This is a genomic window from Haloferax larsenii (assembly GCF_024730625.1).
In the GTDB taxonomy this organism is placed as follows: domain Archaea; phylum Halobacteriota; class Halobacteria; order Halobacteriales; family Haloferacaceae; genus Haloferax; species Haloferax larsenii.
Genome location: NZ_CP078064.1, coordinates 153,247 through 174,182, shown reverse-complemented (window position 1 = coordinate 174,182; position 20,936 = coordinate 153,247). Strand labels below are relative to the sequence as shown.

21 protein-coding genes are annotated in these 20,936 nt (G+C 58.6%); 10 read left to right on the top strand and 11 right to left on the bottom strand.

Features of this window, described 5'->3' with window-relative positions; all coding sequences use genetic code 11:
* Positions 1-40 precede the first annotated feature (40 nt).
* The 7 genes from KU306_RS16650 to KU306_RS16615 all read left to right on the top strand — a co-directional run bounded on the left by KU306_RS16650 (position 41) and on the right by KU306_RS16615 (position 7,524).
* Entirely contained in the window at positions 41-952 is a 912-nt protein-coding gene (locus KU306_RS16650; RefSeq protein ID WP_258303423.1) for an ABC transporter ATP-binding protein, read from the top strand.
* Positions 949-2,730 (top strand): ABC transporter permease, encoded by a 1,782-nt coding sequence (locus tag KU306_RS16645; protein WP_258303666.1) that lies wholly within the window; start codon positions 949-951, stop codon positions 2,728-2,730. The genes KU306_RS16650 and KU306_RS16645 overlap by 4 nt, the downstream gene beginning before the upstream one ends.
* 619 nt (positions 2,731-3,349) lie before the next feature.
* Positions 3,350-4,552, top strand: coding sequence for an outer membrane protein assembly factor BamB family protein (locus KU306_RS19005; RefSeq protein ID WP_343218140.1), 1,203 nt, complete (start codon positions 3,350-3,352; stop codon positions 4,550-4,552).
* 599 nt (positions 4,553-5,151) lie between these two features.
* The gene (locus KU306_RS16630) at positions 5,152-6,099 is read left to right on the top strand and encodes a hypothetical protein (RefSeq protein WP_258303665.1); all 948 of its coding nucleotides are present in this window, start codon (positions 5,152-5,154) and stop codon (positions 6,097-6,099) included.
* Between the two features lie 101 nt (positions 6,100-6,200).
* The gene (locus KU306_RS16625; protein ID WP_007542005.1) at positions 6,201-6,560 is read left to right on the top strand and encodes an ArsR/SmtB family transcription factor; all 360 of its coding nucleotides are present in this window, start codon (positions 6,201-6,203) and stop codon (positions 6,558-6,560) included.
* A 1-nt stretch (position 6,561) separates the two neighbouring features.
* Entirely contained in the window at positions 6,562-6,906 is a 345-nt protein-coding gene (locus tag KU306_RS16620; RefSeq protein WP_258303664.1) for a DUF7521 family protein, read from the top strand.
* A 300-nt stretch (positions 6,907-7,206) separates the two neighbouring features.
* The gene (locus tag KU306_RS16615) at positions 7,207-7,524 is read left to right on the top strand and encodes an RPA12/RPB9/RPC11 RNA polymerase family protein (RefSeq protein ID WP_258303663.1); all 318 of its coding nucleotides are present in this window, start codon (positions 7,207-7,209) and stop codon (positions 7,522-7,524) included.
* A 401-nt stretch (positions 7,525-7,925) separates the two neighbouring features.
* Here KU306_RS16615 and KU306_RS19135 read toward each other — a convergent pair whose 3' ends face one another.
* The 5 genes from KU306_RS19135 to KU306_RS16595 all read right to left on the bottom strand — a co-directional run bounded on the left by KU306_RS19135 (position 7,926) and on the right by KU306_RS16595 (position 10,870).
* Complete coding sequence (locus KU306_RS19135) at positions 7,926-8,102, bottom strand: DUF6199 family natural product biosynthesis protein (protein WP_484494629.1); 177 nt, start codon at positions 8,100-8,102, stop codon at positions 7,926-7,928.
* A 264-nt stretch (positions 8,103-8,366) separates the two neighbouring features.
* A complete protein-coding gene (locus KU306_RS16610; protein WP_258303662.1) occupies positions 8,367-8,780 on the bottom strand; it encodes a hypothetical protein in 414 nt (137 codons plus the stop codon).
* A 99-nt stretch (positions 8,781-8,879) separates the two neighbouring features.
* Positions 8,880-9,272, bottom strand: a complete 393-nt coding sequence (locus KU306_RS16605; protein WP_258303661.1) for a winged helix-turn-helix transcriptional regulator — start codon at positions 9,270-9,272, stop codon at positions 8,880-8,882.
* A 214-nt stretch (positions 9,273-9,486) separates the two neighbouring features.
* Complete coding sequence (locus KU306_RS16600; RefSeq protein ID WP_007541994.1) at positions 9,487-10,425, bottom strand: glutathione S-transferase family protein; 939 nt, start codon at positions 10,423-10,425, stop codon at positions 9,487-9,489.
* A 40-nt stretch (positions 10,426-10,465) separates the two neighbouring features.
* The gene (locus KU306_RS16595) at positions 10,466-10,870 is read right to left on the bottom strand and encodes a VOC family protein (protein ID WP_258303660.1); all 405 of its coding nucleotides are present in this window, start codon (positions 10,868-10,870) and stop codon (positions 10,466-10,468) included.
* A 345-nt stretch (positions 10,871-11,215) separates the two neighbouring features.
* Between KU306_RS16595 and KU306_RS16590 the strand changes: the two genes are divergently transcribed.
* The gene (locus KU306_RS16590; RefSeq protein WP_258303659.1) at positions 11,216-12,142 is read left to right on the top strand and encodes a carbohydrate kinase family protein; all 927 of its coding nucleotides are present in this window, start codon (positions 11,216-11,218) and stop codon (positions 12,140-12,142) included.
* Positions 12,143-12,191: 49 nt separating this feature from the next.
* Here the strand turns inward: KU306_RS16590 and KU306_RS16585 are convergent, their stop codons facing one another.
* The 6 genes from KU306_RS16585 to KU306_RS16560 all read right to left on the bottom strand — a co-directional run bounded on the left by KU306_RS16585 (position 12,192) and on the right by KU306_RS16560 (position 18,102).
* Positions 12,192-12,986 (bottom strand): BtpA/SgcQ family protein, encoded by a 795-nt coding sequence (locus KU306_RS16585; RefSeq protein ID WP_258303658.1) that lies wholly within the window; start codon positions 12,984-12,986, stop codon positions 12,192-12,194.
* A 192-nt stretch (positions 12,987-13,178) separates the two neighbouring features.
* Entirely contained in the window at positions 13,179-15,404 is a 2,226-nt protein-coding gene (locus KU306_RS16580) for an amino acid permease (protein ID WP_258303657.1), read from the bottom strand.
* A complete protein-coding gene (locus tag KU306_RS16575) occupies positions 15,394-16,101 on the bottom strand; it encodes a universal stress protein (protein ID WP_258303656.1) in 708 nt (235 codons plus the stop codon). The genes KU306_RS16580 and KU306_RS16575 overlap by 11 nt, the downstream gene beginning before the upstream one ends.
* 396 nt (positions 16,102-16,497) lie before the next feature.
* On the bottom strand, positions 16,498-16,818 hold the full coding sequence (locus KU306_RS16570; protein ID WP_425499551.1) for a MarR family transcriptional regulator: 321 nt from the start codon (positions 16,816-16,818) through the stop codon (positions 16,498-16,500).
* A 21-nt stretch (positions 16,819-16,839) separates the two neighbouring features.
* Positions 16,840-17,532 carry a hypothetical protein gene (locus KU306_RS16565; protein ID WP_258303655.1) on the bottom strand — a complete coding sequence of 231 codons (693 nt, stop codon included), beginning with the start codon at positions 17,530-17,532 and terminating at the stop codon, positions 16,840-16,842.
* A 204-nt stretch (positions 17,533-17,736) separates the two neighbouring features.
* Positions 17,737-18,102, bottom strand: coding sequence for a DUF8064 family membrane protein (locus tag KU306_RS16560; RefSeq protein WP_258303654.1), 366 nt, complete (start codon positions 18,100-18,102; stop codon positions 17,737-17,739).
* 115 nt (positions 18,103-18,217) lie between these two features.
* On the opposite strand from KU306_RS16560, the gene KU306_RS16555 reads away from it, so the two are divergent.
* Together KU306_RS16555 and KU306_RS16550 are read left to right on the top strand one after the other, a co-directional pair.
* On the top strand, positions 18,218-19,228 hold the full coding sequence (locus tag KU306_RS16555; protein WP_258303653.1) for a M48 family metalloprotease: 1,011 nt from the start codon (positions 18,218-18,220) through the stop codon (positions 19,226-19,228).
* A 180-nt stretch (positions 19,229-19,408) separates the two neighbouring features.
* The gene (locus tag KU306_RS16550; RefSeq protein ID WP_258303652.1) at positions 19,409-20,581 is read left to right on the top strand and encodes a hypothetical protein; all 1,173 of its coding nucleotides are present in this window, start codon (positions 19,409-19,411) and stop codon (positions 20,579-20,581) included.
* Positions 20,582-20,936: the final 355 nt, after the last annotated feature.

The window sequence follows — 20,936 nt, the reverse complement described above, 5'->3', positions numbered from 1 at the left end:
AACATAAATACTTTTCATTTGTCACTATCTGCGACCCTTCGTGCCCATTATCGAAGCACGGTCCCTAACGAAAAGGTACGGAGACATTACCGCGCTCGACGGCCTCACCCTCCGTGTCGAGCGCGGCGAGTCATTCGGCTTCCTCGGACCGAATGGTGCCGGGAAATCGACGGCCATCAACATCTTTCTGGACCTGGTTCGGCGGAGCTCCGGTTCGCTTTCGATACTCGGATACGACCCCGAAGAGAATCCGCTCGAAGTCCGAAAACGGGTCGGTTCGCTGCCTGAAGCTGGCGGACTCTATCCACGAGATACTCCTCGGGACCATCTCCAGTTCGCCGTCCGGATGAATGAGGCTGACGACGACATCGACGAACTGCTGGGCCGAGTTGGAATCGAAGACGCAGCCGACCGCACCATTGGAGGCTTGTCGAAGGGGATGCGTCAGCGTCTCAGACTCGCGACTGCGCTGGTCGGACAGCCGGAATTACTGCTCCTCGACGAGCCACTCAGCGGGTTGGACCCGGCGGGTGCACGCGTCTTCCGTGAGGTGATACGCAAGGAGCGCGCCCGAGGAGCGACAGTGTTCTTCTCCAGTCACATCATGGACCAAGTCGAATTGATTTGCGACCGGGTCGGTGTCATGCACGGCGGCCGACTCCTCCTCACCGACGACGTACACGAATTTCGGCGGGAGATGGACGCGGACCCGCAGCTGACACTCGCGGTCGAAAGTCCATCGGAAGACCTCGCAGAACGAGTCTCTGCCTCGGAACGCGTCACAGAGGCAACAGTAGACGACGGCACGTTGCATCTCACCTGCAGGTCTCCAGCAGACAAGTCGGCAGTCGTTCGTTGGCTCGATGAATCGGGCATGGCTATCGCCGACCTCCACAGCCGGGGGCCGTCACTCGAACAAGCGTTCCTCCGGGCGGCCGAGGCGGAGAGATGAGCGCGACCGCAATTCGTGCCGTCGTGCGACGCGACCTCCGTCGGATGGTCCAAAACAAGGTCGTCTGGGGTGCCGTACTCCTACTCGCTGCTGTCTACCTACCCAGCGTGCGACCGCCGTCCGGATCATCACCACCAATCGAGGTGTTCCTGAATCGGGCTGGATACGATTTGGTGACGTACACGGTCCCCGTCTCCGTCGCAATCGGATACAACGCTATCGTCGGGGACCGAACACAAGGGCGACTCCGAACACTGTTCGGACTCCCACTGACACGCCACGACGTCTTTCTCGGGAAGGCACTCTCGCGAGTCATCCTGACTGCCGTCCCCGTTGTAGTGGTGCTGCTCGTCACACAGTACATCGTGTTCGACGTATACGGTACGCTGCACGTCGTCCCGTTCTGGGTGATGGGAGGGTGGATACTCGCGTACGCGATGAGTTGGACAGCCGTTGCGGTCGCACTCTCTGCCCGCGTCTCGTCGCGATACACGGCTCTCGTCGCACTCTTCGGGGTCTACCTCTTCCTGAGTCCGAAATTCGGCGTCTGGGTGTCGGTCGTCGAGCCGTTCGTTTCGCAGACACTCACCAGTTCGGCCGAGGCGCTCACGTACGACACGCTCGCACAGGCCCCGTGGTGGCGTCAGTCTCTCACACTGCTAAACCCGCTTACCGCCTGCTGGCGGCTCCTCCAGTCGTCGGTTGCGGCCGCGACAACCGGCCAATCGCTGCTGCCGTTGCCATTGCTCGCGTTCGCACTGGCCTCGTTCCTCGGGTTCGTAACGCTGCCGCTGCGACGGTCGTTGACCCGGTTCTGCCGAACAGACCTAACAGTCGACCCAGACGCGATTGACCTCGCAACTCGACTTCGACGGCGACTCCCGAGTGGTAGTGGTGGTGGCTGTGTCCTCCGTAGCCTAAGCGGCATCTCTGACAGCGACCGAACGGGAGAGAGTCCGCTGTCACGAATTTACCTCGTCGCGTCAAGGGATGGTCGCCACGCCGTTAGAGACGGCCCCGTCCTCACCGGCACCCTCGTACTGCTCGTGTTCACCGCGTCAACCGTGTGGACGACAACTGAACCCAGCAGTATCACCCCGGTCGTAGCACAAGTAACGTTTGTCTCCGACAGGCTCACCACCACTGCATTCCTGTTTGGTGCTCTCGTCGGTCATCGAGCGATTGCCGCAGAGCGACAGTCCGGGCAACTCCGGACACTCCTCGGCAAGCCACTCACGAGAGACGAACTGCTGCTCGCGAAGGCCAGCTCTAGGGTACTACTCGCGGTTGGGACGATACTCACGTGTTCGATACTGGCGAAGCTTATCTTCGTCTTCCAACTTGGGGAAGTGCGTTTCGCCGCCTTCACCGCGTGGACGCTGGTCGCCGTGATCGGTGTCATCGTGGTCACGTGTCTGGCACTCAGTGTGTCCGCAATAACGCGGTCCACCTATCGTGCGATTGCTGGGACACTCGGAACGTTCGTGATATTCACCCAGGTCTGGAAGTCGCTCGTCACTCCTGCAATCGAGGCCACAGTCGCAGGAGAATCGATGGCTGTCGTTGCCGAACGCTCCGCAGGCGTCTCTCTCCCACTTGCCCTTAACCATCTCAGTCCATTCGTTGCTCTCGACACCATCGAGCATGCACTCCTTCCGAGCAGCGGTGGCAGTTCCGTCCCACCCGGAGTCCTCCTCTACAGTGTCGGCATCGTTGTTCTCGTGAGCGTAACAGCGCTTCACGTCGGCCGGGTGCAGTTCGTGGAGACCGACCTCTGACGGGATTCGTGAAGAAGCAGTCGTAGCTGACGCCGGGGCAAGATTATTTGGAAGTCGAAAGCTGTCTTTCCTTCCGACGACATCCCAGTACCTCAAAGTGTGTCGAAATTGTTGCTACAAACATATGTTATCACGCCGGAATCTCCTCCAGGGATGTCTCATAGCCATAAGTGCTGGTATCAGTGGCTGTCTGGGACTCTCTAAATCAGCTCCGCAACCGGGTCTTTTACTCGTCAATTCTGACACGGAACCACGGACAGTGGAGGTGTCAGTCACAACCACTGCTGGAAAACTATTGTACAAGGGAACGCTCACAATTCCCGCAGAGAACCGTATTGAACGCGACCTCGCCATTGACAGCAGTCCGATAGTCGTCTCTGCCCAACTCGAAAGCAACCCACACACAACCACCGACGGTGAGTTGGACTTTCGTGGCTGTCGCGAAGCAGGTGCAGTGATTTCAGTACGTGACAATGCGATATATATCACAGGGCAGGATGTGTGTGATTCAGACGAAACGATATTCTCAAAGTGGCCCGATTTCGGGTTCTAGGCGGAGTGGAAACAAAACGAAGGCCCCGTGTGGCTTATTACTTTGCGGCATTGGAATGTCAATTGAATGTGCAGAAGAGCCCTCCTCGTTAGTGTAGCCGCTAGTCTCGCAGGCTGTAGCCTTTCACCAGAGTCGACCTCCACTCCAGACAGCACTCGTGAATGGTGCCAAAAGGGCACAATCGAAACCGTCGGCAGTTCGTGGACAGCACAGCACGGCGACCGTGCCCGGTCTGGAACAGGTCCCCAGATGTCCGAGCCCGAAATGGCGTGGTCGACCCGTCTCAGTGGGTCGGTCATCCAGCCGCCATCGCAACCACTCGTCGACGGACGGGTGGTAGTCCAAGCGAGAAAGTTCTCGACGACAGCAATCGATGCACTGACGGGAGACCGAAAGTGGCAGGTTGAGGTACCGGACGGAGAGCGATTGGTAAAACCGCCATCGCTTGCTGATGGCTGGGTATACACCGTGAGTAAGACTGCGGTGGCTCGTATCGACCTCGAGACGGGGACGCGTGAGACGATTCATCGATTCCCGGAATCGGTTACCATTCGAACCTCGCCACTCATCATTGACGGCGCCATTATTGTTGGCGTCCATCGGAACACCGGAAGCCAACTTATCGTATTCGACCGCCCTGCAGCAGCACCGACGGCACTCAGTGCGCCTGCAGCACCGAGACATCTCGCAGCGAGCCCTGACACGATCTATGTACGAACGAAAAACACTCTGTTTGCGGTCGACATCGATTCGTGGACCATCCAATGGACGCATCCGAGGCTTGAGAGCGGGCACCTTGGGGATGTCCCACTCGTCTGGAATGGAACGGTCTACACCGGGACTGGAGATGGGGACTTGGTTGCCGTAGACGGCGCGACAGGTGCACAACAGTGGCAGACACAGCTCAACGGGACGCAGAGTTTTTCACCGACGGTCCTCGACGAGACACTCTACACGACCGACACGAGTGGGACACTGTATCAAATCAATCCAGACACCGGCGTCATCCAAGCAACAGCCACGGCAGAGGCGTCTGAAGACCTCCCGGGTGTTGCATCCGGGAATATCGACCAGTCGCCAGTGGTCGCTGGGAATCGGGTGCTGTTCGTTACACCGGACGGCGGCCTCGCCAGCGCGTCACCGAGCGACTCTGGGCTCGACCTCCGCCGCCTGCCGACATTTGAGTACAGAGCAGTTGCTCCCCCAGCAGTCGTTCGCGGGGGGCTATTTGTGAGCGCTGCGCCACTGCTGTACGGACTACGCGCATGACGGTGCAGCAACGCACTCTGACCGTGGGCGGGGGCGATACCTGAACGGAGCTTATACCCGGAGCCAATCGCGTCAGGGGGTTACCCGTACGAATATATCGGACTGGTTGGCTCAAAATGCCTGCCCGACCGATGGTAGCCACCTATTCAAACATATAAAACCATCGACGGGTTGCGGCTCACTGTGACGCATCACACTACCTGATAGTCCTGTCTCCCACAGTTGGAAGTGCAATGGTTCCCACTGACGACCCGTCCTCCAACGGTTCCCAAACGCGTCGGACAGTGCTCCGTCGCTGTGCTGGGCTCCTCGCAACTGGGTTCACCACGCTGTCAGCCGGCTGTACCGCTGCGTTACCACCATTGGGGTCGCGCCAGCACTTCGGCCGCGTTGACGTGCCCGATGCTGACCCACCCACGTATCGACAGTGGCTGCCCGCACCCACGGCTGTGGATACGGGCGACCACTCACAGTACGCGTTTTGTTTTCGGCAGCCACAGTCACTCACGTCACCCGCGCCGGTCCGTTTTGTCGTTCCTCAAACGCGCCTCCGTACCGAACTCGACTATTTTGGGGTCGGGTACACGGGCTACGACCGCTTGCTGGAAACCAGATTTGGGACCGTCCTCGCTGGCGGGGTCGACCCCACGACTATCACGAACACTCTCACCGCAAGCGGCTACCGCCGCGACGGTACTTACAGAGGGTACGAACGATTCAGCCGGTCGGACGTCCACCGCGAGGCACTGGTGACCGACGAAGAAATCGTCTGGGCCAGCCAACGCGTCCACGAACACCCAAATGTCGAGGCGCTGGTCGATGCTCGTGATGGCCGTATCCCACGCTATCACGAGGAACACGACGCCTACCGACGACTCAGTGAGGTGATTGGTGAAAGCAGGATGGTCGAGTACATTCCACCGGAGGGTGACCGCCGGTGGACGAAACTCGAAGGCTTCCGCTTCGACGGCGATACTGCCTACCACATCATGGCCTTCCTGTATCCAGAAGGGATGAAAGTCCCGGAAGCCGACCTCCGCGAACGAAGCACCGACGGCACGGTTCTCACCCGAGAGGTGGACGCCACTGACTTCCGAATCGATGGCCAACTCGCGGTCGCCGAAGGGCGGATTCCACCGGGAGAAGGCAACCCACCGACACCCCAACCGCCACAGATAACGTGGGGTGTCACTCGGGATGCCGCCGCACAGACGCTGACGTTCACCCACGAAGCAGGTGAGTCGGTGGCGACGACCGACCTCCAGTTCAGGGCCGATATCGCAGACAAACCCGGAGAGTATCTGTCACTCACAGAGACACGACCACTACCAACTGACCACGACGAACTCACCCCGGGAGACTCTGTGACAATCGGCCGACAGTCCGTGCCGGATGTCGGAGTAATTCACGTCGACGATATCGACCAGGATGCTGACGACCCATATGCAGCACGTGAACTACAGCCAGCGACGCGGCTTGCGGTCACGTACTCCTCTGTGCGTTCCACCCGCCCGCTGTTTGCAATCGGCTTGGAGGATACAGCATGACCGTTTCGTCCCGACCCAAGCACCCACGCAGGGCCGTGACGCACCACACTCGTCCGATAGCCAGACACTGGCCAGACACCGCCAGTTTAAACGCCCAACGAATGACTGATACGTCCGTGGCCGACGACGCTGAGCTTGCAGACATCGTTTCCCTCCTCGACGACGACCACGTCCGGGATATCCTCGCCGCAACCAGTGCCGACCCACTCTCGGCCAGCGCGCTGAGTGACCACTGTGGCGTCTCGCCCTCGGCTATCTACCGGCGTGTTGACCGTCTCGTCGAGGCTGGCCTCCTCGAAGAACAAACCCGGCCACGGAGCGATGGCCACCACGACACGGTCTACGTTGCCTCCCTCGAACGGTTCGAACTCGTCGTCCAGGACGGCGAGTTGACGTGGACAGTCGAGTGTACAGACGTGGACGTTGCAGACGAACTGACACGGCTATGGAGGAAGTTCTGAGATGATAGTCGACAGAGTACTCGACGGCTCGCTTTTGAACCTGCTTGCGGGCGTGGCGGCGACTGGGTCGGCTCTTATCGGCCTGTATATTGGCTACCAGGCGTACCGTGGCCTCCGGCGCAACGACGAACCGGCCATGCGGTATCTCTCTGCCGGCATGGTCCTCCTGTTCGGCGTCACCTATGCGCTTGCCGTCGTTGGCCAGGGGTTGATCGCGTTCCACATTGTTACGCTCTCGTTTCAGGATGTCTTCCGGTTCCTGACTCGTGTCCTCCAACTGGCGGGGCTGTCACTGATTGGGTACTCCCTCCATATCGCAACCAATAGTAAGCAACCCGGCGGGTGAGATAGCTGTCCTCAGCGAGTCGGCCCGTGGCTGCTCCTGCTGGACCGTCTCGATTTCGTTCAGTCGTGGGGTGTCAGACACGAAGATAGTGGAGCAATCCCTCCTTTCACCGCTCGTTTACAGCCGTATCATCGTAATTGTATGCTGAGGAGTATTCTCGCTTTAATTCCAATAACCTCGACAGCGACGCCCCTGTTGTCTCTTCGATAATTCAGTACAATCAACGTGGGTGCTTGCCTGAAATCTACCGCGAAGCGAAAATTAACACATATATCCGACACACGTGTATTGCGGCGGTATATGCAATTCTGTGACGAGTGTGGTTCGATAATGCACACGGAGGGCAACGCGTGGGTGTGTCGCTCCTGTGAAAACGAGGAGCCGCGGGACTCGCAAGCAGAAGCGGCGATGACGACGCAGAATGGACAGCAGGACGACGGAGCACCCGCCGTGGCCGACGCGACCCAAGGCTCTACCGAGACGATGCAGGAGCCCTGTCCGGCGGACGACTGCGACAGCAACCGAGCCTACTACGAGATGATGCCGAAACCGGGCGGGTCCTACGAGGTTCGATTGTTCACCTGCGTCGAGTGCGGCCACAAGTGGCGCGAGGCCTGACGGGACAGTGGTCGCACGGATCCGTGGGCTACTGGTTCAACAGATGAACAGGGTGAGTACCTCAAAGTGTGGCTCTGAGAGGGAATCGCCAACAAACCTACACTCAAAACTGAAGTAGTAAGAATGTGCTACCGAAGACGTCTGTTACGTTGGCTCTGCTTGGAATAGCTGTATTAGTGGCAGGCGTCGGTGCTGTAGTTTGGGCAAGAATGATTCTGTCTTGGATACGCGATTCGAGGAACTGAAACACCGACAATTGGGTCGGAGATGCTGGCTATGATGACCAACTTTCGCCCTGTATTCAGCACGGGGTCAGTAAACGATCAACAACAGATGATTCTAGTAGTTCCATCCCGCCTCACCAGAGGTTTTCACTAGACAGGAAAGAAGGCCGATAATCGCTAAGTAAGGTATGAAACACCAATAACGAGGAGACAGACCCCAATGAATCGGTATAACCAGATGATTATAGCAGTGGGTTCAGATGGGTCCGATTGAGTGTCACGTAAGAAATCAAATCCGAAGTGGTATATCCGCCTTGGTTTGGCGACGTATGCGACACCAAGTATCGAAATCACAATTCCAGCGAGCTGAAAGAGTGTACTCACACAGAACCATTCTCAGCTATGTCACTTGAACCTGAAGGGTCGATTGCAACTCAGTAAGATGAGTCCAAATCGTTCGGGAGGGTCTGAGTTCTGTCCTGGGTCTTCTGGTCCAGCGTGCGACCCCTGTCCACGCTCTTGAGGAAGAAATGGCTCTGTTGAGATCCCATTTATCAGACACTATTATCGACGGAACAGCTGGTAAGTGGAGGTTGCGAATCTATCGGCAGAATGGGTTCACGGTTCGCATTCGATGTCGGCGATCATCGCCAACTGCGGTCGCTTGTCGGTTGGATGCAAGTACGAGAAATCGAATTGGAGGCAGTAGTCCTCGTCGAGGTCATCAACACCTAAGACATCGACGCTCCCTGCGAAATCCTCGACGGCTCCGTGTAACGCGACCGGGGAGACGTCTTCGTCCGGAGCAATCGTCACTAGCTCGTCGGCGCCCGCGTCGATATGGTGTGACTCCCAGTCTAGCATGCCGGCTTCGGTTTCGAGCGCGAGGTGGAACGTCCGCGCTCTGTCGTCCGCATTCCAAAGTTTGACGCTCACCTCCTTGAGGAATCCGCTGGACGTGAACGGGGCGATACAACCGGTGAATCCGGACAACGCGGCGGTCGCGGCGAGGAGGGCGTGGCGACGTTGCACATGTTTGACTACATTCGGCCGTAGTAAGTATGTTATCTCTACTTCACGACCCCAACCAGAAGATGTTGGCCGTTGAGGATTTCAACAGAGCCGAAGAAATCAAACGTCAGGCGCCCCAGTGGGCTGCTCACTCGCTTCTCCAACCCACTCTGCATTCCACTCGTCGATTGCGTCGAACACTGGCTCGAGTGCTGCACCCTTCTCAGTCAAGCTGTAGTGGGTCTCGACCGGTGGCCCTTCCTCGACACGACGGTCGACGATTCCATCGTCTTCGAGTGATTCGAGGACTCGCGAGAGTGTGTACGAACTCGCCCCAGAGGCTCGCTTCAGCTCGTTAAATCGGTGACTGCCATCGAATAGGTTGTAGAGAATCCGAAGTCGCCACTTGGTCCCGAACTGGTCCAGCGACTGGACGCCTGGACACGCGTTCGGCGTGAGTTCGCGAACCTCTCGGAGGTTTTCATCGCTATCCTCGTCGGGTGCTGGAACCATATCAGCTATACCGCAGCCCCTACTGTAAGCGTTTGTCTCGGAGTGCCTTGTCCCTCTCAGAAACTACTGACCGTACCGACTGTGCAGATGATTTGCGTCGTTATTGTCGTTCAGACCCCAAGAAGCGGTCGATTCGTCAGGTAACGCCGACCGCTTTTCTCTCCAGTGACTTCGAATAGAGGGGCTCGTTGAGCCGATGTTATTCATTTACTGTTCATTTTCGATTGTGAGAAGCCGTAAAATCGATATCCGGGCCGACCGGCACGAATCCGGTCGGGTTGATATCCGTATGACTCCGGTAGTAGTGCTTCTTGATGTGGTCGAGATTGACCGTCTCTGAGACGCCGTCGTGTTGGTAAATGTCGCGCGTGTAGCCCCAGAGGTTGGGATAATCGACAAGCCGTCGGATGTTACATTTGAAGTGCGTGTAGTAGACGGGGTCGAACCGGACCAGCGCGGGGAACAGTCGAAGGTCGGCGATGGTGAGCGAGTCACCGACGAGGAATCGCTGGTCATCGAGCACGTCCTCCCAGTAGTCGAGGGCGTCGAACATAGCCTCGACTGCTCTCTCGTAGGTATCCTGCGACTGCGCGAACCCGGCAGTATACACGCCTTTGAGAATCGGTTCGTACAGTTTCTCGACGACTGCGTCGATGCGGTCACGCTTACCCGTCGGATACAGGTCGTACTCGTCGCTGTGGTCAGCGAACGCCGTCGCGAGCATCTCCATAATCTCGATGGACTCGTTGTTGACGATAGTCCCGGCCTCTCGGTCCCAGAGGACCGGCGTGGTGACGCCACCAGTATACTCCGGGTCGGCTGCGGTGTAGACTTCGTGGAGGTAGTCCGAGCCGTGGAGGGAATCCGGCGTACTGCCAGGGTTGTCAGGAGTGAACCGCCAACCGCCTGCCCCACGGTGGGGGTCGACGATGTCCATTGAGATGGCGTCCTCCAGCCCGAGCAGTTTCCGGACGAGGGCAGCCCCGTGTGCCCATGGACAGGCGCGAGCGATGTACAGGTGATAGCGCCCCGGTTCCGGAGGGTGTCGAGAATTCGGGGAGACTCGATTTCGGAATCCGTCGTCACGTCGATTCTGGTCGTTCTCAGTCAATTCGTCAGTCGTCTTCCAGTGGCCGTCGATGAGGCGTCCCATGTATGTTGAATTGTAGTTGGTTGTCGTGTGCGGGCGTCGATTAGGCCGTCTCCGCGGCGGGCTCTTTGAGTTCGAGGAGATAGCCGAACGGGTCCCGAACGTAGATTGCTGGGGCTTCACCGGTCGCACCGTAAGGCGTCCCTTCTCGCTCGATAATGACGCCGGCATCCTCAAGTTCCTGCTTGACGTCTTCGATGTCTTCGTCCAGAATGATAGCGAGGTGGTCGAAGTTCTCGCGTTCGGGGTGGACGAACTCGTCGGTCGGCCTCACGTGGATAATCGTGTCTGGTGTCAGCCGGAAGTGAAAAATCGGCGTCTCATCTGCTTCGTACTCGTCGAATCCTTCGAGTGGGAACCCAAGGAGCCCCTGATAGAATTCGATTGCGTGCTCGATCTCATCCTCCGGGATTCGGAGGTGAACATGGTCGATACGTTGTGCGTCCATCGTTCTAGATTGAGATAGAACCGTCCGTCGAATATAGTTCAGGCAAGCCGGGTTTGATTAGGTCACACTCGGCTAACCACCCTGCAAGCGACGACGAAACAACGACGCTTTCGTGGGAGTACGGAGGTGAGCCGCGTATCGCTCGCTGCAGTCCACACTCATTAGTGCGGTGAATTCGATTACAGTGCCAAGCATGAACAACAGCGGTGCCAGCGACGGCCTTGCAAACTGAGACCTTACGAGCGGTAGTATCGGAGCCCCGAAACACGTCACAAATAGACGAAGGATTCGACTGGCACACCCTAATCCCTGTATGTTCAAGACGGACCACCGTCGAGTAGGCGTATGTCATCGTTCGATGTCGTGACGGTCGGCAGTGCCGTTATCGACCACATCTATTCTCTGTCGAATCTCCCGGAACCCGACGGCGGTGCGTTCGCCCGCGAACACACGACCGACGTGGGAGGCGTCGCTGCAAACGTCGCCTCGGGGCTCTCCGAGTTTGGGAACAAGACGGGAATTATCACGCGCGTCGGGGGCGATGATGCTGCCGAGACCGAAGCTGACCTCCACGCACGTGACATCGACCGTTCTCGGATTCAAGTCGGCTCCGAAGAATCGTCGTATACGCTGATTCTCCGTGGTCCAGATGGAGTACGAATGATTGTCGCCGGTGGCCAGAGCATTCCGAACCTTCGGCTTGATGCTCGCGATATTGAGTATGCAAGTGACGCCAACGTGGTGTTCACGAGCGCCTATGCACCAGATGAGGTGGTTTCGAGACTCGTGACAGCCCGTGAGCAGCATGAGATTTCGACACTCGTATTCGACCTCGCAGGTCCACTCTCGGAACTCGAAGGGCGCGGGACAACACCAGAGACGATTGACCGACTGCTTTCTGTTGTCGATTTATTCGTGGTCGGTGAGGTCGCTGCACGCTCGTATTTCGGTGGCACCGACGAAGCCATTGCCACGCTTACACAGCAGAATGTCCCTCGTGCGGCGATTACACAAGGGAGTAACGGAGCACGCCTGCTCGAAGGAGACACGGTGACCGACATCCCGGCCTTCGAGGTGGATGTGACTGATACGACCGGCGCTGGCGATACCTTCACGGCGGGACTGATTCACACGTGGCTGCTGAACGACTATGCAGCACGCAACGCAGGACGCTTTGCCGCTGCCACAGCCGCGCTCAACTGTACTGAACTGGGCGCACGTGGCAATCTCCCATCCGAAGCCGACGTGCAAGAGTTTCTAGAGATGCGGTGAGTCACGCAATCCCAATTTCCCGCTGAAGACAAGAGAGCCGCCCAGCGAATTAGCGAACGGACGCGACAAGCCGTTCGACTGCTGCTTCGTCGACAGGGTTCGTCGTCTCGCCACCTTCTTTGAGAGCAGTTCCAACGATTGCACCATCTGCGACCGACAGCAGTTCGGGTGCCGTCTCGGGGGTGACACCGCTGCCGATTAAGACCGGGGCGTCGAGACCGCGAGCATCGCGAGCGTCGACCACGTCTTCGAGAACCGTCGTATCGACAGCCTCGCCCGTGCCAGTTCCACTCACGATGATTCCGTCGGCACCGCCACGTTCGACGAGTTCACCAACGACCTCTGTGTGTGACCGTTCGGCGAGTGGGGCAGAGTGTTTCACGTCGATGTCTGCGAGAATGGCCACGTCGGTGTCAAGTTGGTCACGCAGACGGAGCGTTTCGTGTGCCATCCCCTCGATGAGACCCTGATCAGTAAGCCGGGCACCGGTATGGACGTTCACGCGAACGAACGCGCCATCTGTCGCAGCGGCGATGCCGAGCGCACTTTGGACGTCGTTTCGGAGGATGTTCACGCCAAATGGGACCGTGACATTCTCACGAAGTGTGTTCGCGAGTGCTGCAACGTCAGCGACGACGTGGCGAGGCACCCGGTCTGGATAAAACGGAGCATCACCGAAGTTTTCGAGCATAATGCCGTCGACACCACCCGATTCCAAGGCTGTGGCATCCTCAAGAAGTCGGGTTCGAATTTCGTCTCGATTACCCTCGAACCCGGGAGAACCTGGAAGGGGCGGTAAGTGGACCATCCCAATGATTGGGGTTTCCGTGCTGAAGAAATCCATATCCACCGTGACCCTTCGAGAGACTTAACCGTACAGATGTGCCGCTCTGCGAGGGGTTTCAGGTGCGAGGTTTGGAGAGGCCGTGCTGGACGTAGCGCGAGTCAGTCAGTGATTTCCTGCAACAGAGGGCATAGCTTTGCTAGACGGGGACACACCGACTGCGCTAGTGCCGTGGAGGAACGTCGAGGGCGCTCACGAGCCGCGTATCAGGGCGACGTTACTCGGAACGTCGTGCACGACTCGTTTGGTGACTGTTCCGAAGGGTATCTGGGACCCCTCGGTCCGCCCAGAGAGTCCGACGCAGACGGTGTCGTACTGACTGGTCGCCTCGACGACCGCCCGACCGATATCGTCCGCGACGACGACCTGAACCTCGTACTCGTTGGGGTCGAGGCCCGCCGCCTCGGCAGCGTCGGCGACGACCGACCGTCCCCGTTCTTCGGCGCCCGAGTCGCTCTTCCCCCGGGGAGACTGGACGTTCAGAAGGGTCGGGACAGCCCCGTCGACGGTTGCGAATTCGACCGCCTGATGGGCGACGACCGGCGCATTGTGACCGGGGGCGATGAGTGCCACTGGCGTCCCGATGGTCTCGTTTGTGAGGGTGACGAGTGAGACGTCACAGCTCGCGTTCCGAACCACTGGGTCGACCGTTGCGCCGAAGACGTTGCCGTCACGTTCGAGCGACCCATCCCAGCCGAGGATGGCCTCGTCGGCGTCCTCCTCTTCGAGCACGTCGAGTATCGCCGCTCCCACGTCGGGAGCGACGACCGTTCTGGTCCGGAGGGTGACGTCCATCTCGGCCGCGATGTCGTGGGCACTCTCGAGAAGTTCGCGCTGATGCTCGAAGCGGTCGGCCTCGACGTTCTGGAACGGCGAGGGATGTGCGACCGGCGTGACGTTGACCGCAACGAGTTCGGGCGTCCCCCGGTCCTCGTTGGCGTGCGCGCTGGCCGCCGCCAGACGGAGGAGGCCGCGCTGTGTCGTCGGATTCGCCACCGGAACGACCACGCGGAACGGTTCGGCTGGTTTGCCTCGAATCGCTTCGCCGAGGAGTCCCTCGTTCACGACTCGTCCCCGCGTGTAGGTCGCGTACCAGACGAGTCCGAAGGCGACGATGCCCGACCCGATAACGACGACGACAGTCGCCATCTGCGAGACGACGACGAGCGACAGCACCACTCCCAGTACCGGGACGGCCGGGTAGAGCGGTCGGGGGAGCGCGAACGAGGGGTCGTAGCCATCCGGGTCGGCCCGTCGGAAGACGACGAGTGAGATGTGGACGAGCGAGTAGGCGACGAGGAAACTGAAGCTCGCTGCCTCTGCAAGCAGCGCGATGATAGTCTCCACTTCGAGACCGACGAGAATCAGCAGTGCCGTCACGCCGCCAGTGGCCGCAATGGCTCGGTGGGGCGTGTAGAACCGAGGGTGGCTCACGTTGAACCAGTCGGTCACGACTCCGTCTCTTCCCATGGCGTAGATAACCCGCGAGGCTGCGAGTATCGAGGAGTTCGAGCTCGATATCGCCGCGATGATGGCGGCGAAGACGATTGCGACGACCCCCACCGGACCAAGGTAGACGACAGCCACGTCCGAAACCGGGATAGGAGAGTCGCCGAGCGACTCGAAGGGGATGACGCCAGTGCTGACGAGCATGACGAGAACGTAGAGGATGGTCACCAGCACCACCGAGAGAATCATCGACAGCGGGATGATTCGACTGGGGTTCTTGATTTCGCCCGCGACGGTGGCGATAATCTCGAAGCCGAGGAACGAGATGAAGACGATTCCAGTCGTGGCGACGACACCGTCGGGCCCGAAGGGAGCGAACGGTTCGAGGTTCCCCGGGTCGATGAAGAACACGCCGACCGCGACGAAGACGAGGATGATGGCAGTCTCGGCCCCGATGGTGACGTTCTGGAAGGCGCTCGACTCCTCGGTCCCGTAGTAATTGACCCCGAGGAGGAGAACGAGCCCGACGAGCCCGAGGGCGACGATGAAGACCCGTCCGTCGAGGAACGGAATCGGCTCGACGAGATACTGCCCGAAGCCGATCATGTAGAACGCGCTGGCGAACATCAGCCCCGTCCACATCCCCCAGCCGACGACGGCCCCGAAGAGTCCGCCGAGTGCGCGGTTGACGTAGTGATAGCTCCCCCCAGCGATGGGCATCCCGGTCGCCAGTTCGGACAGCGAGAGCGCCGCGAGCAGCGCGACGAAGCCAGCGATAGCGTAGGAAATCGAACTCGCGGGACCAGCGGTTTCGGCGGCGATACCCGGGAGGATGAATATTCCCGCACCGATCATCGTCCCCCCGCCGAGCGTCATCGCCTCGAGGAATCCGAGCGTACGCTCGAGTTCGCCTTCGTCGGCGCTCATCTGTCCCGCCTCCATGTCGTAGCGTTCGGGTTCACTCGACATCCCTCACGATGAGCGATGGGACATCGAGTTCGCTGACGATAGCCGAGAGAACGTCCCCGATGATACGCTCGCGGAGTGAGGGGTCGGTCTCGCCGAGGACGACGAGGTCGTACGCTGCTCCGAGTTCGACGATGTCAGTCTGTGGGTCACCGCCCTCAGAGAGTCGCCAATCGACCCTGTCACGGTCGACTCCGTACTCGACGAGGCGGTCGACAGCACCCATGAGGAGTAACTCTCCCTGGGTTGGGTCGGCGTCCTCCGCGACCGAGTGGAACAGGGTGGCGGTCTCGTTGCCTGCGAGCAACAGGTCAGCGACGACTGCGAGGATTCGGTCGAGGTTCACGTCCCCACGAAGCGGGACGAGGACGCGGTCGACGGCAGTCGAACGGCCGGTCGTCAGCACCGCGTCGCAGTCGTACTCGTCCGCGATGCGGTCGATGGTGGCCTCGTGGTCGTGCGTGAAGACGAGCACCTCGGCGGGGTTACCGTGCTCGTCGGCGACCGTGTCCAACCGGTCGGTGGCCTTGGGACCGTACTGGTCCCTGAGCAGTGCCGGTTCGGCCTGGTCCGGCACCGGGAAATACCCGAGTAACACTATCTCGACGGCACCGAGATGGTCGATGACGTCGAGGGGTGGCGACTCCGTCCCCGAGACATCGACCGGGACGAGAATCCGCAACTCGCCGATGTGTGTCATTATGTCCCAAACATTTCCTCCCGGACCGTTTCAATCCTTCGCGGGGTGCAGGCGTCTCCGAACACCGGGACCAACCACGTTCCGGTGAGCGGGAGTCCGAACTGTTGGAGAGTACACCTAGGTCTCGTCGAAGGGTTGTCTCCGTGCTTCCTGTTCTCTCACCACTGAAACGAACTCAGTCGGGTTGCTACATCCCCCTCTGTCTGTTTCACGCCGGTTCTCTCAGTCTCTAATGGTTTCGATAGAGTCGTCGACTCCCAAACCCCACCCAGTCAGATTATCGGGCGGACCTGTCACTCCTGAGTGTCGCGAGCGACCACGGGAGGACGTGACTTCGTTTCCCGAGTGGGTCGGTCGTCCAGATGCTGTCGCCGCGTCTCAGTTCTTCGAACGCAGTCACTGTACGTCTTCCATCTCATCAGGTCGGAGTTCCTCGAGACGTTCCGCACCGTACTGTTCGTCTGCTCGCTCGTGGTATCGGTGGAGTTGGTAGGCATCTTGGAGCCGTTCCTTGTCGTCCGTAATCGCCCAGTACGGCCGCTTGTGCCGCACGAGCACGCGTTCCTTTAACCGGGAACGAATAGAACTAACAGCGTCCGTCTCCAGCCCGAGTCGGTCGGCGACCGTTGCCGCCTTCCACGCACGGTCGTCGTGGTCGTCGAGGAACAACGTGTGGAGACAGTAAGCGGTGGGGGAACGCCCCGGGCACTCCACCACTCCCCCAGGGGGAGGTGAATCTCAGTCCGAAGCAGTCGCCTGGTCGCTGAGATCGGTGTGCAGCACCGTCTCGACGCCACGAGCGTCAAATTCCGTTACAAGCCCCTCAAGATGTGCTTCCCCGACAGTGAGGCAGACATCCTGGTCGGTGAATGTGGGAACGTGGTCGAGCAGCCGCTGGGCCATCGCCGCTTCTCTGCGTTCCGCCGTCACGCGGATGACGAGCCCATGCGCGATGAAGGCGACCACTCCGAACGCAAGCGGGACAAGTCCAAGTGGGACAATAGCCACAAGTCCACCCCAGCCAAAAAGCAGTGCCAAGGGCGTCTCATACGTGACTCGGCGGCGTTTAAACAGAATGAGAAGGCCAGTACACGCCACGACCCAGACAGAGAACACGCCAATCTGAAATGGTGCCACAGCGACGCCCAGCAACAATCCGAGCCACCCAACAGCATGCCAGCCCACGGAGAGTTCTGGCACCACCTGTGACGGGTGGGTATCGACAGGGACTACCGGCACACCGTGTTCGGAGGAGAGTTCGCGTACAGCTTCAGTCTCGACTGCCTGTTGTGTGCCGGAACGAAGTGCGTAGAGTGGCCCATACAGCATCTGGGTCACACACATCCCGATCAGGTAGAGTGGAAGGGAGACGGCAGCAGTAGCATACTCTGCGATGGTTGGCAGTTCCGCTGGGTGTTCGGTGTAAAACACAGCGATATCCGCTGTCGTCAGCAGTCGTTCGAGGCCACGGAGAGCTGGTCGTGCTGTCCGAGATGTGACTCTCCAACGAGATGTACTGTCGGTTCGGGTGTGTTCTTGGGGGCGTTGGGGGCAGTCATGTGGAGGTGCTTCGGTGTACGACTCGTCTCGGCTGGTTCACTGTCCGCCGAAACAATATTCTCAGCCGCGCCGAACTCACGAGTAGTCGAGACGCAGGTAGCTCGTACCGTGGCGGTAGTTGTACACTTCGACGCCGACACCGAGTGTCGAGAGCACTGTCAGCACGAGCAACACGACGTCGTTGTATGCCCCACCGAAGTACATCCCGGCGAAGAGAAGCGTCGTGTACACCGCCGAGACGAGGTTGTACAGTGGGTGTGTAACGACCGGTTTGAACGCGCTCGCTCCGAGAAAGACGAACGTCAACACCGCAACCGAGAGCAGTGAACGCGATAGCGGTTCGTCGATGAACCAGACGAGGAACCCGAAGAAGAGGGCGAACGCGACGAACACCGCCGCTCTCCACGCGCTGACGCTGTCCATACTGTTGCTGGAAGGCATTACGTGTCTTGAAAATGTCATTTGTATTAGCAGTTTGGGTCGGGACGCCGACTTCACTCGGCCGGGCGAAACCTCCATTCAAAGTTATTTTTTGACAGTCCCCGAAGCCTGGTGTATGGATTGGTCCCCAAGCCGTCGGTTACAACTTCGAATGGCAGCGTCGCTCGCGGCGCTCGCCGTGTGCGTCCTCGCCGTCGGTATCGCCAGCGGTGTCGTCGTTTCGCTCATGTTAGTGAGCGCCGGACTCGTCTCTGAGTTCATCGTGTCCATCTCGCAGGTGACGTCCGTACGATTCGCCGGAGCGATTATCGGCGGTTGTACACTGCTCGTCCTCTCTCTCGCCGTGTGGGGCGAACGTGAGGCTCCGACCCACGCAATCGCCTCTATCGGGGCGCGGCGTGCCGACGAGTCAGAGTACCCGGCGTTGTTCGCAGTCGTTGACGGCGTCTGCCGGCAAGCGGACGCACCGCGACCCACGATATATCTGGTCCCGTCGGATTCGCCGCTCTCGTTTACCACTGGGTTCACGCCGCAGACTGCGCGACTCGTCGTGAGCGAGCAGTTGCTGGACTGTCTCGATGCCGATGAACTCGAAGCGGTGGTCGCACACGAAATCTCCCACGTGAAAAACCGCGACGTGTCCGTGATGACCGCGGCAGCGCTCCCAATCGGGGCCGCACATCGCGTCGTCACGTTACTCTCCGGGCCGACGCCGGGCGTCGAACACGGACAGGTCAGTCGCGCAGATCTCCCCGACCTGTTTCTCACGCTCGGGCTCGGGCTCGTGTTACCGGTGTGGCTCTGTGCACACTTTCTTGCGGCGTCGCTGTCGCGGGCGCGGGAGTTCGCGGCCGACCGTGGCGCGGTCGCAATCACGGGTCACCCGACCGCGCTCGCAACGGCGTTACAGACAATCGACGATGAACTTCCCGACCGACCCGAGTCGGATATCCGAACCCCGGAGCTATCGGCGTTTGCCATCGTCGAACCCGACCGAACCGGGGCGAACGGGCTGTTTTCGGGGGTCCGGAAGCGACTCCGTAGACCGTTCGAGACGCATCCGCGAATCGAGACCCGCCTCGAACGACTGCGAGCGATGGCGCGCTCGCAGGAACGGTCTGACTGAGGATCCGGTCCCCCGTCTCCCTTCACACTGGCTTAACTAGGCAGTGCCGTGAAAAACTGTCGTCTGGCGATTTACCAGAGCCAACTATAGAAAAAGCATGCCTCCACGCACCAGTCGAAACGATAGGGACCAAATGACATTGAAAAGTGATTTATTCATTTACACAACAGTGGTTAATTGATGGTAGAGCGAGAGCAAACCGGCCAAGAACTGAAAAGAAGAGATATACTGAGAAAGACCGCAATAACTGGTGCAGTCGGTGGGACAGCAATGTCTACACTATTCGGGACTGTCCAAGCGGAGGAGGCCACACAGGATGATATCAAAAAAATTCGGAATGCACCAGGAGTTGAACGAATTCTCACAGAGATCGGTGTTGAGTCGTTACCAGATACAGACGCTATAGAGAAGCGACGTATCAAGGGGGATGGGGAGGTCACTGACGGGGAGCTTGTGTTGATGAAAGTCAACATGCAAGACGGTATGCTGCATGCATTCGAGCGTGGCTCTGAGGTACGAGCTATATTTACATTTGATATGGACCTTTCTACGGCACCGGAAGCGTATCCGATTGTGGCAGAAACTGGAGGATCAATCGGTGCGGGTGAGTCCGAATTAGAGTTCACACGCAATGCTACTGATGAGGAAGAGGAACTGATACTATCACAGGTCGATACTCAGGGCGAGATTGCCGGTGGGCAGGTCCATGCAAATACAGCAATCAATGGCTTTCAGGCCACTCTCTCCGTTAAAGACCCCGAGACTGGTGAAGGCGAAACACAATATTACACAGTCAAAGTCGGAGAAGAATTCGATCCCCGTCGGCACAAACTCCCTGGTTCTGGGTCGTCAAGTTCTACAGGGCGAAGCAGAGCAAGGAGCGCCAGTGGTTTTGAGGTTACATCATCGAATCTGTCGTCGCAGCGGGTAACCACACAAGGGCTTACATCAGCAGCGACGAAAGTTGTCAAGGACATTCTTAAAGACTGGATCACCGGAAAACTAGCAGACGAGCCTTTGGAAGCGCTTGGGACCGAGTGTGATGATACCTGTTCAAGCTGTGTGACGTATATAATTGACCTCTTTACCACGTGTCGGTGGTGTGTCTCGTTCTGTTCGGCAGCTGCAAGCGGCGGCGGAGCCATTATTTGCGTCGTCTGTTTCTACGCCTTCTGTAACGATTCAGTAAAACAACTGAATTGTGCAGCCTGCTTTGTGTGTCTGGTTGAGGGAGAAGAACCTGACCTGCCGGGGAGCACAGCAGGTGCTGCGCTCGATTGGGTTTGGGACGAACTTCCCAAATTTCCGTCACCGCCAAGTGTAAGCGATATTGGTGGAGAGATTTGGGATTAATCAGTCATAGTGTCTAGTTGGAGGGATCTCCTCCTACACTCTGGCATATTTTCGGATGGTCATTGCGCAAACAGCTGAGGATTCATATTCCAGTTCATTATGGCTTTAGAGACCGGACCTATCTTGCCATTTTGAGACGGCGTAAAGAAAGAAAACTGCGATTGCTACAATAAATATAGCCATCTTAATTAAAAGGTCTCGAAAAGTCGTTACATCTTGCATTACTCGGATGAATAAGCCAAGGAAAATGATCCCCAGTATGAGCAAGAGGAATGTGTCAAATCGACCAAGCGATCTGATCTTCTCTAACACTTTCTGCACCGTCGAATGGCTACAACAAAAATTTTCGGGCCAA